This window comes from Sphingomonas sp. A2-49, assembly GCF_025548555.1.
Lineage (GTDB): Bacteria > Pseudomonadota > Alphaproteobacteria > Sphingomonadales > Sphingomonadaceae > Sphingomonas.
This window is the reverse complement of the sequence record NZ_JAJLPA010000035.1, coordinates 16,804-28,684: the sequence shown is the minus strand read 5'-3', so window position 1 is coordinate 28,684 and position 11,881 is coordinate 16,804. Positions and strand designations below refer to the sequence as shown.

The 11,881-nt window shown below is 68.6% G+C and carries 14 protein-coding genes; 7 read left to right on the top strand and 7 right to left on the bottom strand.

All coding sequences use genetic code 11. The features are described 5' to 3' along the window. On the top strand, positions 1 to 504 hold a 504-nt coding region (locus LPN01_RS18245), incomplete at its 5' end, for a fasciclin domain-containing protein (RefSeq protein WP_262829841.1). Between the two features lie 55 nt (positions 505 to 559). On the opposite strand, the gene LPN01_RS18240 is transcribed toward LPN01_RS18245, so the two are convergent. The 3 genes from LPN01_RS18240 to pgsA are packed head-to-tail and all read right to left on the bottom strand — an operon-like array spanning position 560 to position 1,827. Beyond that, a complete protein-coding gene (locus LPN01_RS18240; RefSeq protein ID WP_262829840.1) occupies positions 560 to 1,003 on the bottom strand; it encodes a molybdenum cofactor biosynthesis protein MoaE in 444 nt (147 codons plus the stop codon). Next, entirely contained in the window at positions 1,000 to 1,257 is a 258-nt protein-coding gene (gene moaD / locus LPN01_RS18235; RefSeq protein ID WP_262829839.1) for a molybdopterin converting factor subunit 1, read from the bottom strand. Before moaD ends, LPN01_RS18240 begins: the two co-directional genes overlap by 4 nt. Before the next feature lie 3 nt (positions 1,258 to 1,260). After that, the gene (pgsA, locus tag LPN01_RS18230; RefSeq protein ID WP_262829838.1) at positions 1,261 to 1,827 is read right to left on the bottom strand and encodes a CDP-diacylglycerol--glycerol-3-phosphate 3-phosphatidyltransferase; all 567 of its coding nucleotides are present in this window, start codon (positions 1,825 to 1,827) and stop codon (positions 1,261 to 1,263) included. Positions 1,828 to 1,962: 135 nt separating this feature from the next. Here pgsA and LPN01_RS18225 point away from each other — a divergent pair, with 135 nt between their 5' ends. Beyond that, positions 1,963 to 3,252: an MFS transporter gene (locus tag LPN01_RS18225; RefSeq protein WP_262829837.1), complete on the top strand. Its 1,290-nt coding sequence runs from the start codon at positions 1,963 to 1,965 to the stop codon at positions 3,250 to 3,252. A gap of 8 nt (positions 3,253 to 3,260) precedes the next feature. On the opposite strand, the gene LPN01_RS18220 is transcribed toward LPN01_RS18225, so the two are convergent. After that, positions 3,261 to 3,428, bottom strand: a complete 168-nt coding sequence (locus LPN01_RS18220) for a hypothetical protein (RefSeq protein ID WP_262829836.1) — start codon at positions 3,426 to 3,428, stop codon at positions 3,261 to 3,263. 98 nt (positions 3,429 to 3,526) lie between these two features. Here LPN01_RS18220 and LPN01_RS18215 point away from each other — a divergent pair, with 98 nt between their 5' ends. Then, complete coding sequence (locus LPN01_RS18215) at positions 3,527 to 3,997, top strand: GreA/GreB family elongation factor (RefSeq protein ID WP_262829835.1); 471 nt, start codon at positions 3,527 to 3,529, stop codon at positions 3,995 to 3,997. 87 nt (positions 3,998 to 4,084) lie between these two features. Then, positions 4,085 to 4,252 (top strand): hypothetical protein, encoded by a 168-nt coding sequence (locus tag LPN01_RS18210; protein ID WP_262829834.1) that lies wholly within the window; start codon positions 4,085 to 4,087, stop codon positions 4,250 to 4,252. A gap of 12 nt (positions 4,253 to 4,264) precedes the next feature. Here LPN01_RS18210 and LPN01_RS18205 read toward each other — a convergent pair whose 3' ends face one another. Both LPN01_RS18205 and LPN01_RS18200 read right to left on the bottom strand, forming a co-directional pair. Continuing rightward, the gene (locus LPN01_RS18205; protein ID WP_262829833.1) at positions 4,265 to 5,614 is read right to left on the bottom strand and encodes a sensor histidine kinase; all 1,350 of its coding nucleotides are present in this window, start codon (positions 5,612 to 5,614) and stop codon (positions 4,265 to 4,267) included. Then, positions 5,611 to 6,342 carry a response regulator gene (locus tag LPN01_RS18200; RefSeq protein WP_262829831.1) on the bottom strand — a complete coding sequence of 244 codons (732 nt, stop codon included), beginning with the start codon at positions 6,340 to 6,342 and terminating at the stop codon, positions 5,611 to 5,613. Before LPN01_RS18200 ends, LPN01_RS18205 begins: the two co-directional genes overlap by 4 nt. A 121-nt stretch (positions 6,343 to 6,463) precedes the next feature. Here LPN01_RS18200 and LPN01_RS18195 point away from each other — a divergent pair, with 121 nt between their 5' ends. Beyond that, on the top strand, positions 6,464 to 7,165 hold the full coding sequence (locus LPN01_RS18195) for a hypothetical protein (protein ID WP_262829830.1): 702 nt from the start codon (positions 6,464 to 6,466) through the stop codon (positions 7,163 to 7,165). A 27-nt stretch (positions 7,166 to 7,192) separates the two neighbouring features. Here LPN01_RS18195 and LPN01_RS18190 read toward each other — a convergent pair whose 3' ends face one another. Beyond that, a complete protein-coding gene (locus LPN01_RS18190; protein ID WP_262829829.1) occupies positions 7,193 to 8,521 on the bottom strand; it encodes an MFS transporter in 1,329 nt (442 codons plus the stop codon). A gap of 168 nt (positions 8,522 to 8,689) precedes the next feature. Between LPN01_RS18190 and cyoA the strand changes: the two genes are divergently transcribed. Both cyoA and cyoB read left to right on the top strand, forming a co-directional pair. After that, on the top strand, positions 8,690 to 9,853 hold the full coding sequence (gene cyoA, locus LPN01_RS18185; protein WP_262829828.1) for a ubiquinol oxidase subunit II: 1,164 nt from the start codon (positions 8,690 to 8,692) through the stop codon (positions 9,851 to 9,853). Positions 9,854 to 9,863: 10 nt separating this feature from the next. After that, positions 9,864 to 11,876 (top strand): cytochrome o ubiquinol oxidase subunit I, encoded by a 2,013-nt coding sequence (cyoB, locus tag LPN01_RS18180; RefSeq protein WP_262829827.1) that lies wholly within the window; start codon positions 9,864 to 9,866, stop codon positions 11,874 to 11,876. Positions 11,877 to 11,881 lie beyond the last annotated feature (5 nt).

Here is an 11,881-nt window from a genome sequence, read left to right as displayed (position 1 = left end):
CCGGCCGCGCTGCCCGCCCCGGTTCCGGTCGACACGTCGCGGATCGAATCGGAGGCGACGATCGCCGCCACGCTCGCCGCGACGCCGGGGCTGCACACGCTGGCGACCGAGGTGCACGCGGCGGACCTCGACCCGCTGCTCGCCGGCGATGGCCCGTACACGGTGTTCGCGCCGAGCGACGAGGCGTTCACCCGGCTCGCCCCTGGCATCGCCGGGGACCTGCTCGCGCCCGAGAACCGCGCGGCACTGGTGGCGCTGCTGCGCTATCACGTCGTGCCCGGCACGATGACGACCGAACAGCTGACCGCGCGCATCCGCGCGGGCGGCGGCACCGCGACGCTGACCACGCTCGGCGGCCAGCCGCTGACCGCGACGCTGACCGGCACCGTCATCACGCTCACCAGCGTCACCGGCAACCGCAGCTATGTCGAAACCGCGGACGTCGCACAGGCGAACGGCGTGATCCACGTCGTCAACGGCGTCCTGGTGCCGACGCTGCCCTAACGGCGTCCGCGTCCTCGGGCATCGCATCGCGGTGCTGACGAGGGGCGCGGCGCGATCACGCCTCCCAGCGCGCCGCGGCGTCGGTGTCGGTGGCGCGTGCCTCCACCCAGCGGGCCTCGCCGTCGCGGATCTCGCGTTTCCAGAACGGCGCGTCGGTCTTCAGCCGGTCGATAAGGTAGGCGCACGCCTCCAGCGCGGCGGCGCGGTGCGCGGCGCTGGCGGCGACGAAGACGATGCGCGTGCCCGGCGCCATCGGCCCGACGCGGTGCACGATCGTCGCCGCGCGCAGCGACCAGCGTTTGGCCGCCGCCGCCGCGACGCGGTGCAGCGCCGCCTCGGTCGCGCCGGGATAATGTTCGAGCTCCAGCGTGCCGACGCCGTCGTCGGCGCGGACGAGGCCGGTGAAGGTCGCGACCGCGCCGGCGCCCGCGGCGGCTTCCGCCAGCGCCAGTTCGGCGGCCGGGTCGATCGGGTCGGTGCCGACGTGGATGCGGATCATCCGCCGGTCACCGGCGGGAACAGCGCGATCTCGCGCGCGCCGGCGATGTCGGCATCCATCGCGACGAACGCCTGGTCGACCGCGGCGCGCAGCCGGCCGCGGTCCGCCAGCGCATCGGCGCTGTCCGCGTCGCGGGCGGCGAGCCAGTCGACCAGCGCGGCGACGGTCGTCACCGCGGGCGGCGGCGCGACGGTTTCCTGCGCGCGGCCCATCCGTTCGCGCACCCAGGCGAAATACAGCATCTCGATCGTCATCGGTCAGTCCATGTGCTTCAGGCCGACGCGCAGATAGTCCCAGCCCGTCACCAGCGTCAGCGCCGCCGCCGCCCACAGGCAGGCGAGGCCGGTCGCCTTGATCCAGGTTTCCGCCGGCAGCGCGCCGGCGAGGATCAGCGCCCCGAAGGCGACGAGTTGCAGCGTCGTCTTCCACTTGGCGAGCCGCGATACCGGCAAGGACACCTGCAGCCCCGCCAGGAATTCGCGCAGGCCCGACACCGCGATCTCGCGCAGCAGGATGATGAGCGCCGCGATCAGGTGGACGCCGGTGATGAGCGCCATGTCGTCGTGACGCGTGCCGACCAGCATCAGGATGACCGCGGCGACCATGATCTTGTCCGCGATCGGATCGAGAAACGCGCCCAGCCGCGACACCGCCCCTTGCGCACGGGCGAGATAGCCGTCGAAATAGTCGGTGATGCCCATCAGGCAGTAGAGGGCGAAGGCGATGCCGAATCCCGCCTCCCACCGCGGCCACCACAGGAAGGCGACGAGCAGCGGTACCGCGACGATCCGCGACAGCGTCAGGAGGTTGGGAAGGGTCAGCATCGTCGCTCTTCCTAACCCGGAGCGGGGGCGGACGTAACCCCGGTCGGCAGGGCGACGCACCTAAGGCGTTGGCGACGCATTCCGGCTGGGCTATGCCCGCCGCAATATCGCCACGATCGAAGGCCGTCTGACGCCATGTTGAATGCCATGGGGTTGCTGAAGCAGCGCCGCTTCCTGCCCCTTTTCACCACCCAGTTCCTCGGGGCGTTCAACGACAATCTGTTCAAGACGTCGATGGTGCTGTTCGCCACCTATGCGATCTTCAACGATCCGCACATGGAAACCAATTTCAACGCGCTCGCGACCGGCATCGCGATCCTGCCGTTCTTCCTCTTTTCGGCGCTGGCGGGACAATTGGCCGACAGCCACGACAAGGCGCGGATCATCCGCATCGTCAAGACCGCCGAGATCGGCATCATGCTGCTGGGCGCCGCGGGGCTGATGGTCGCGCGCGCCGGCCATCCGACCGCGGGCGTCGGGCTGATGCTGGGCGCCGTGCTGTTCCTCGGCGTGCATTCGACGTTCTTCGGGCCGATCAAATATGCGATCCTGCCGCAGCATCTCAAACCCTGCGACGTGCTCGGCGGCACCGGTCTGGTCGAGGCTGGGACCTATCTCGCCATCCTGCTCGGCACGATCATGGCCGGTTACCTGCCGATCGAGGGCGCGGCGGTGCTGGTGCTGGTCGTCGCCGTGATCGGCTGGGCGACCGCGCGCCAGGTGCCGCCGGCGCCGCGCGAGGGGCCACGGCTGAAGCTCAATTACAATCCCTTCACCGCCTCGTGGCGGCTGATCGCGGCGACGATGCACATCCCGCGGCTGTTCCTGGCGATCTGCGCGATCAGCTTCTTCTGGACGATCGGGGCGGTGCTCATCATCATCTTCCCGCCGCTGGTGAAAAACGTGCTGACCGCGGACGAACGCGTCGCGAGCGGCGCCATCGCCGTCTTCTCGGTCGGCGTCGCGATCGGCTCGGTCGTCATCAACACGATGCTGAAGGGCCGGATCAGCGCGCGCTATTCGCCGGTGTCGGTGATCGCGATGGGCGTGTTCGTTGTGATCTTCTCGTTCCTGTGCCGGCACTGGGTGCCGGCCGCGCCGGGCAGCTTCTACGACTGGAGCGCCTTCGTCGCGCAGCCGCGCGCGATACCGATCATGCTGTCCCTGCTCGCCATCGCGACGACCGGCGGGATGTTCGTCGTGCCGCTGTACGCATTCCTCACCACGACGGTGGAAAAGGACCAGACGGCGCGGACGGTCGCGGCCAACAACGTCGTCAATTCGGGTGCGATGACGCTGGGGTCGATCGCGGCGATCGGCATCAACATGGCCGGCGTCCAGCCGGTCGACATGCTGTTCCTGGTCGCGGGCATGTGCCTGGTCTCCGCCTGGATCGCGCAGCGGCTTCACGCCGCCTGCGACTGACGCGGGTCCTAGAACAGGAACGTATAGAGACAGGTGAAAAAGGCCGCGAAGCTCAGCAGGAAGAGCTTCCAGTCCGAATCGTCGTGACGGCGCACGTCGGGGAGCACCGGCGGCGGCAGCGTCTGCCGGAACGGGTGGCGGGCGGACTCGTTGGTGAGGACAAGGCGTCTGGTCATGATGGGGATGTTAACGCCTCGTTTACGATCCGGACCAGAGAGATAGTTGGTTAAGCGCGACCTGTCCGAAGCTGGGACAGTGTGGAAGGGGTCGGATCATGAGCGTCGCATTCCGCCGCGAGAGCGACGAGGAACATCTCGAACCCAAATTCGAACTGCCCATCCCCGCCTCGCCCAACCTCGTCACCATCGCCGGCAAGGCGCTGATCGACGCGCGCATCGACGCGCTCACCGCCGCCATCGCGGGCGCCGCCGCCGACGCGGTCGAGCCGCTCAGGCGCGACCTGCGCTACTGGCAGACGCGGCGGACGACCGCGGTGCCGACGTCCGCGCCGGCGGACGGCAGCGCCGGCTTCGGCACGCAGGTGTCGGTGCGGATCGGCGGCCGCGTGCGGACGATCGCGATCGTCGGCGACGACGAGGCGGATCCGAACGCCGATCGCCTCGCTTATGGCGCCCCGCTCGCGCGCGTACTGGCCGGCGCGGAACCGGGCGACCGGTTGCCCTTCAACGGGCGCGAGGATGCGATCGAGGTGCTTGCGGTCGCGCCGATCGATCCGCCCCGCTGACGGCGAGGCCGGACCGGCCATTTAGGTCCGGTCTGGACATCCGGCTGCAACACGGTCGCGCGATGGGTCGCGCGAAGGAGCCCGTGCATGCCGGATTCGCCGTCGATCGCCACCTGTTTCACCACCCGTCATCGGCCCGGTCGCCAGCAGACGAACGTCGGCGGCGTGCGCCGCGCCCGCTGCGTGCATTGCGGGCTGCTGCTGATGCGCACCGCGATCAGCCGGCGCTGGATCGTCGCCGACCAGCTGGGATAGCGCGGCGCCGGATCACAGCGGCAGCGTCACCGTCGCGACCGCGCCGCCGTCCGGATGGTTGGCGATGGCGGCATCGCCGCCGTGGGCACGCGCGACGCCGCGCACGCTGCTGAGCCCCAGGCCGATCCCGCCGGTGTCGCGGTTGCGCGACCGTTCGCCGCGGAAGAAGGGCTCGAACAGGCGGTCGAGGTCGTCGGGATCGATGCCCGCGCCGTGATCGCGTACGGCGATCACCGCATGGCCGTCGGCCTGCGACAGCGTCACCTCGGCATCGCCGGCATATTTCAGCGCGTTGCCGACGAGGTTCGCGACCAGCGCCTTCAGCCCCGCGGCATCGCCCGCGACGACTAGCGGCGCGCCGTCGTGCAACGTCACCGGTTCGCCGCGATCGGCGAGGTCGTCGGTCACGCTCTCGACCAGCGAGCGCAGGTCGAGCCGCCGCCGCTCGCCCATCCGGGTTTCGTCGCGGAAAAAGGCGAGCGCCGCCTGGATCATCGCCTGCATGTCGCGGATGTCGCCCTCGCTCTGCGTGCGCAGCGGCTCGGGCGCGCCCTCCAGCCGCAGGCCGAGTCGCATCAGCGGGGTGCGCAGGTCGTGCGCGATCGCCGCGATCATCGTCGTGCGATCCTCGACATAGCGGTTGAGCCGCGCCTGCATGCGGTTGAACGCCGCGGCTGCATCGGCGATCTCGGCGGGGCCGCCGAGCGGCACCGGCGCGGCGCGCGGATCGCGGCCCAGCCGCTCGGCCGCCTCGCCGAAGGCGGCGATCGGCTTGGTCAGCCGGCGGGCGAGCAGCCAGGCGAAGGGCCCGACCGCGAGCATCGCGGCGAGCAGCCATAGGAAGGCGCGCCATCGCCAGCTTTCGAACCCCGTCCGTGCCGCCCGCGCGGTCACCCAGCTGGCGTCGGATTGCCGGACCGAGACGGCGAAATGGCCGAACAGGATCTGGTTGCGCGCATCGGGAAAATGCGGCGGCTGCGGCCGTCCCTCGCGCCGCGGCATCGCGGCGAAGAACATCGGCGGTGGTCCGCCGAAATGGACGCGCACGCGCTCTTCGGGGATGCCGAGCTGCGTGGCGATCAGGCGGCCGACGCGGGTGCCGCGCTCGTCGAAGGGTTCGGGGTTGGTCGCATCGTGCGCGAGCAACAGCTCGCCGCTCGCATCGGCGCCGGTGCGCAGCGCGGTCACCACCTGCGGCACCGAATAGATGCGCGGCGTAGGCGGGGTGATGAAGACCACCAGCGCGACGTTGAGCGCCTGCACCGCCGCGACGCTCAACAGCATGACGAGGAACACGCGCCAGAACAGCGACTGGCGGACCCAGCCCCATGCCGCCCAGCGCGATTGCGTCGTGGTGGTCATGCGCGGGTGACCGGGGGCACGAACAGATAGCCTTCGTTGCGGATCGTGCGGATGATGTCGTCGCCGCCGCTGCGCAGCTTGCGGCGCAGGCGGCTGATCTGCACGTCGATCGCGCGGTCGAACGCGTCGGAATTGGGACCGCGCGCCGCCTCCAGCAGCCATTCGCGCGACAACACCCGCCGCGGCCGTTCGGCAAAGACGCGCAGCAACGCGAATTCGCCGTCGGTCAGGCCGACCAGCACGCCCTGCGCGTCGAACAGCTCGTGCGCGAGCAGGTCCATCGTCCACCCGTCGAAGGTCAGCCGCGACCGGTCGACCGGCTCGGCCTGCTGGCGGCTGCGCAGGGCGGCACGGACCGTGGCGACGACCTCGCGCGCGCTGCACGGCTTGGGCAGATAGTGGCTCGCGCCGATCTCCAGCCCGACGATCCGGTCGCGCTCCTCGCCCAGCGCGCTCAGCATGATGACCGCAGGGCCGCCGTCGCGGGTGATGCGGCGACAGGCGGAGATGCCGTCCTCGCCCGGCATCATCACGTCGAGCAGCACCGCATCGATCCGGTCGCGCTCCAGCACGGCGTCCATCTCGCGCGTGTTCGCCGCCGACTGGACGCGATAGCCGCGTGCGCCGAGGCTTTGCGTCAACAGGGTGCGGATCTCGCGATCGTCGTCCACGACCAGGATCGCGGCCGGCTGGTCCCCTGTCGCGCCGGTGTTCGATTGGCTCATCATCGGCCTTTCATGACGGGCGATTGTGTCCCCCGAATATCAACGCGCCGCGCATGGCGGCGCCGCGGACATCCGGCAGCAACATCTGGCTGGTTCACCGTCGCCAGGCAACCGAGGACCCGCCATGCATCGCACCACCATCGTCGCCGCCGTCACGCTGCTCTTCGGCGCCGGTGCCGCCACCGCGCAGCAGGGGCACCGCCGCACCTTCATCAGCCCGATGGGCGAGCCCTTCCACGGCACCGAGGCCGCGCCGGACCCCGAACGCGCGTGGTTTGCGGGTGCGGATGCGAACGGCGACGGCGCGATCACCGCGGCGGAATTCCGCGCGGATGCCGCCCGGGTCTTCGCGATGCTCGATCGCGGCCACGACGGCGAGATCGATCCGGACGACATCGATTATTACGAGAGCACGATCGCGCCGGAGGTCCGCTCGCGCGACGGCGGCCCGGGGATCGTCGCGCGATCCGATTCGGGATCGGAAGGCGAATCGAAGGCGCCGGCCTATGACGCGGGCAAGCTGGGGGCGGCGCGCTACACCTATTTCGACCTGCCCGAGCCGGTGACCGCGGCGGATGCCAACCTCAACCGCGGCATCGACGCACGCGAATTCGCCGACGCCGCCGACAAGCGCTTCGCGGCACTGGACAAGCGCAAGGATGGCAGGCTGACCTGGGACGAGCTGCCCCATGTCAGCGGCCGTGCCGCCGCCGCGGGCCGGAGGGGTGGTGGACCCGGCGGACATCGCCGCGGCGGTGGCGGCCATGGCCGGGATGGTGGTGTCGGCTTCGGTCGGGGCAGCGGCGGCGGCTTCGGCGGTGAGTGACACCCGCCCCCCGCCGACGCGCCACCGTCAGTCCAGCCGGCGCGCCAGTTCCTTGTTGAGCCCCAGTGCGACCAGCGTCGCGACCGCACCCGACAACAGGTAGCCGCCCGCGGCGAGCAGCCCGAACTGGCTCGCCAGCACCAGTGCCGCGAGCGGCGCGAAGCCCGCCCCGAACAGCCAGGCGAGATCCGACGTCAGGGCGGCACCGGTGTAGCGCGCGCGCTTGGGGAAGTTGTTGGTCACCGCGCCCGACGACTGGCCGAACGACAGGCCGAGCAGCACGAAGCCGCCGATCATGAAGGCCAGTTCGCCCGCATCGCCGCCGGCCAGCAGCTGCGGTGCGAAGCCGCTGAACACCGCGATCGCGGCGGCGGTATAGCCGAGCACCGACCGGCGGCCGATCCGGTCCGCGAGCAGGCCCGAAATCACCACCGCGCCGAGGCCGAAGACGGCGCCGATGATCTCGATCCCCAGGAAGCGGGCGATATTCTCGTCGGTGTACAGCGCGATCCACGACAGCGGGAACACCGTGACCATGTGGAAGAGGGCGAAGCTCGCCAGCGGAGCGAAGGCGCCGATGACGATGTTGCGCCACTGCGCCTTCACCGTCGCGGTGACGCGCGACGGGGTCAGTTCGCGGCTCTTGAACAATTCGGTATATTCGGGCGTCACGACGATGCGCAGCCGCGCGAACAGCGCGACGACGTTGAGTGCGAAGGCGACGAAGAACGGATAGCGCCAGCCCCACGACAGGAAGTCCACCGCCTCCATGTTGGCGAGCAGGAACGCGAACAGCGCGCTCGCCACGATCAGGCCGAGCGGCGCGCCGAGCTGCGGCACCATCGCATACCAGCCGCGCTTTTCCGGCGGCGCGTTGAGCGCGAGCAGCGATGCGAGCCCGTCCCAGGCACCGCCCAGCGCCAGCCCCTGGCCGATGCGGAACGCGGCGAGCAGGAACGCCGACGCCGCACCGACCTCGCCATAGCCGGGCAGGAAGGCGAGCGACACGGTGGAGGTGCCGAGCAGGAACAGCGCGATCGTCAGCTTGGTGCCGCGGCCGTATTCGCGGTCTACCCACATGAACACCTGCGTCCCGATCGGCCGCGCGATGAACGCCAGCGGGAACAGCGCGAACGACCACAAGGTGCCGGTCAGCCGGTCGACGTAGGGAAACACCAGCGCGGGGAAGACGATGACCGACGCGATCGCGTAACAGAAGAAGTCGAAGAATTCCGACGTCCGGCCGATGACGACGCCGATCGCGATCTCGCCCGGACGGACCTCATGGTCGCCCCGACTGTTGACCGTGCGTGCATCGCGTTCGAGCGATCCGGAATGGGCGGAAGCCACTGACATGTCATGCAGTCCTGTCGTCTCGCAGCCAGAAGGCCACCGGTCATCAACGCGCCCCGTCCCGAAACGGACGCAGCGCGATCCTGTCTTCATACCGCGAACGGACCATCGCGGGGATAGGACAAAATGTCCTATTTTGCAGCGCAGCACGGGAGCCTACCTGACGTGACGATGCGAACACTCCCGTTCCCCCGCCCGCGCCTTCGCGCTGCCGCCGTCGCGCTCACCGCGCCCGCCCTGCTGGGCGGCTGCGACTGGGTGGTGATGAACCCGTCCGGCGACGTCGCCCGGCAACAGGCGAACCTGATCCTGTGGTCGACCGGCCTGATGCTGCTCATCATCGTGCCGGTGATCGCGCTGACCGTCCTGTTCGCGTGGAAGTATCGCCACACCAACGAAGAGGCCGAATACGCGCCTGACTGGGATCATTCGACCGGCCTCGAACTCATCATCTGGTCGGCGCCGCTGCTCATCATCATCGCGCTCGGCGCGCTGACGTGGATCAGCACGCACGCGCTCGATCCCTATCGCCCGCTCGCGCGGATCGCCGCGGGCCGGCCGCTGGCGAAGACCGACAAGCCATTGGAGATCCAGGTCGTCTCGCTCGACTGGAAGTGGCTGTTCATCTATCCCGAACAGGGCGTCGCGACGGTCAACGAGCTGGTGCTCCCGATGAACCGCCAGGTGCGCTTCCGCATCACCTCGTCGTCGGTGATGAACACCTTCTACGTCCCCGCGATGGCGGGCATGATCTATTCGATGCCGGGGATGGAGACGCGGCTGCACGCCGTGCTCAACCGGCCGGGCCGGTTCAACGGCATGTCCGCCAATTACAGCGGCGCGGGCTTTTCCGACATGACCTTCACGGTCGACAGCATGGACGATGCCGCCTTCGCCAAATGGGCATCGGAAGCGCGCACCGCGCAGAAGCGTCTCGACCTGCCGACCTATCTCCAGCTCGAAAAGCCGAGCGAGAAGGTGCCGGCGAGCCGCTACGTCGCGGTCCAGCCGCAGCTGTTCGATCGCATCGTCGGCATGTGCACCAAGCCGGGCGAAACCTGCATGCAGGCGACGATGATGAAGGACGGTGCCCAGGATCCGCATCGCGACAGCGGCCACGGCGCGCCGGTCAACGACAGCGGCCACATGCGCGGCAGCGAATCGAAGGGTGCGCTCCAGAAGGCGCCCGAGGAAAAGGGCAGCAGCCCGCATCGCAACGCGCCCCGGCCGACCGCGCCCGGCAGCAGCAGGCCCGGCAACGCCGACAACCGCTCCATGACTTCCATCGACCCCCTTCCGGCGATCCTCGCCGGTCGTGCGGCCGCTCGATCCTAGGACGAACCCCATGTCCGACGCATTGCTCAAGACCATCTTCGGGCGGCTGACGCTCGAAAGCTTCCCGATCCACGAACCGATCCTGATCGCGACCTTCGCCATGGTCGCGATCGGCGGCGCGGCGGTGGTCGGCGCCCTCACCTATTTCAAGGTGTGGGGGTATCTGTGGAAGGAATGGTTCACCTCGGTGGACCACAAGAAGATCGGGATCATGTATATGATCCTCGGCATCGTCATGCTGCTGCGCGGCTTTTCCGACGCGATCATGATGCGCATCCAGCAGGCGATCGCGTTCGGCGCGAACGACGGCTACCTGCCCGCGCACCATTACGACCAGGTGTTCACCGCGCACGGCGTCATCATGATCTTCTTCGTCGCGATGCCGTTCGTGACCGGGTTGATGAACTACGTCGTCCCGCTCCAGATCGGCGCGCGCGACGTCAGCTTCCCGTTCCTCAACAACTTCAGCTTCTGGATGACCGCGGCGGGTGCCGCGATCGTCATGGTCAGCCTGTTCGTCGGCGAGTTCGCGCGGACCGGCTGGCTGGCGATGGCGCCGCTGTCGGGGCTCGACTATTCGCCCGATGTCGGTGTCGACTATTACATATGGGCGTTGCAGGTGGCGGGTGTCGGGACGCTGTTGTCCGGCGTCAACCTGCTGGCCACCATCGTCAAGATGCGCGCTCCCGGCATGGGGCTGATGAAGATGCCGATCTTCACCTGGTCGGCGCTCGCCACCAACGTGCTGATCGTCGCCGCCTTCCCGGTGCTGACCGCCGTGCTCGCGCTGCTCAGCCTCGACCGCTACCTCGGCACGCACTTCTTCACCAACACCATGGGCGGCAACCCCATGATGTACACCAACATGATCTGGATCTGGGGCCACCCGGAGGTGTACATCCTGATCCTGCCCGCCTTCGGCGTGTTCAGCGAGGTCACCTCGACCTTCTGCAGCAAACGGATCTTCGGCTATACGTCGATGGTCTACGCTCTGCTGGTCATCACCATCCTCGCCTATCTCGTCTGGCTGCACCACTTCTTCACCATGGGGTCGGGGGCGAGCGTCAATTCGTTCTTCGGCATCACAACGATGATCATCTCGATCCCGACGGGCGCGAAGATCTTCAACTGGCTGTTCACCATGTACAAGGGGCGGATCCGCTTCGAGCTGCCGATGATGTGGACGATCGCGTTCATGATAACCTTCGTCATCGGCGGGATGACCGGCGTGCTGCTCGCGGTGCCGCCCGCCGACTTCGTGCTGCACAATTCGCTGTTCCTGGTGGCGCACTTCCACAACGTCATCATCGGCGGCGTGCTGTTCGGGATGTTCGCGGGGATCAACTACTGGTTCCCCAAGGCGTTCGGCTTCAAGCTCGACAAGAAGTGGGGCACGATCAGCTTCTGGTTCTGGGTGATCGGCTTCTACGTCGCGTTCATGCCGCTGTACGTGCTCGGCCTGATGGGCGTGACGCGGCGCCTGCGCCACTTCGACGACCCGTCGTTGCAGATCTGGTTCATCATCGCCGGCATCGGCGCGGCGATGATCGCGGTCGGCATCGCCGCCTTCCTGATCCAGTTCTACGTCAGCTTCCGCAACCGCGAGAGCCTGCGCGACTTCACGGGCGATCCGTGGAACGGCCGCAGCCTGGAATGGGCGACGTCGTCGCCGCCGCCGGCGTATAATTTCGCCTTCACCCCCGTCGTGCGCGACCTCGACGCCTGGTACGACATGAAGTCGAACAACGCCGAACGGCCCGTCACCGGCTTCCGCGACATCCACATGCCGCGCAACACCGGCGCGGGGATCATCCTCGCAGGCTTCTCGATGGTCTTCGCGATCGCGATGATCTGGTACATCTGGTGGCTCGCCGGGCTGGCGTTCGTCGGGCTGCTGGCCACCGCGATCGGCCACACCTTCAACTACGACCGGGATTATTACATTCCCGCCAGCGAGGTGACCGCCGCCGAGGACGTGCGCACCCGGCAGCTGGAAGCGCGTACAGCGGTAGCGGGGGCCTGAAGGAC

Bases quoted from the DNA above. Each gene is read 5' to 3' on its own strand.
- pgsA (WP_262829838.1), bottom strand. From the start codon at position 1,827: ATGCTGACCCTTCCCAACCTCCTGACGCTGTCGCGGATCGTCGCGGTA.
- LPN01_RS18215 (WP_262829835.1), top strand. From the start codon at position 3,527: ATGAGCGTCGCATTCCGCCGCGAGAGCGACGAGGAACATCTCGAACCC.
- LPN01_RS18190 (WP_262829829.1), bottom strand. From the start codon at position 8,521: ATGTCAGTGGCTTCCGCCCATTCCGGATCGCTCGAACGCGATGCACGC.
- cyoA (WP_262829828.1), top strand. From the start codon at position 8,690: ATGCGAACACTCCCGTTCCCCCGCCCGCGCCTTCGCGCTGCCGCCGTC.
- LPN01_RS18200 (WP_262829831.1), bottom strand. From the start codon at position 6,342: ATGATGAGCCAATCGAACACCGGCGCGACAGGGGACCAGCCGGCCGCG.
- LPN01_RS18195 (WP_262829830.1), top strand. From the start codon at position 6,464: ATGCATCGCACCACCATCGTCGCCGCCGTCACGCTGCTCTTCGGCGCC.
- LPN01_RS18225 (WP_262829837.1), top strand. From the start codon at position 1,963: ATGTTGAATGCCATGGGGTTGCTGAAGCAGCGCCGCTTCCTGCCCCTT.
- cyoB (WP_262829827.1), top strand. From the start codon at position 9,864: ATGTCCGACGCATTGCTCAAGACCATCTTCGGGCGGCTGACGCTCGAA.
- LPN01_RS18240 (WP_262829840.1), bottom strand. From the start codon at position 1,003: ATGATCCGCATCCACGTCGGCACCGACCCGATCGACCCGGCCGCCGAA.
- moaD (WP_262829839.1), bottom strand. From the start codon at position 1,257: ATGACGATCGAGATGCTGTATTTCGCCTGGGTGCGCGAACGGATGGGC.
- LPN01_RS18220 (WP_262829836.1), bottom strand. From the start codon at position 3,428: ATGACCAGACGCCTTGTCCTCACCAACGAGTCCGCCCGCCACCCGTTC.
- LPN01_RS18205 (WP_262829833.1), bottom strand. From the start codon at position 5,614: ATGACCACCACGACGCAATCGCGCTGGGCGGCATGGGGCTGGGTCCGC.
- LPN01_RS18210 (WP_262829834.1), top strand. From the start codon at position 4,085: ATGCCGGATTCGCCGTCGATCGCCACCTGTTTCACCACCCGTCATCGG.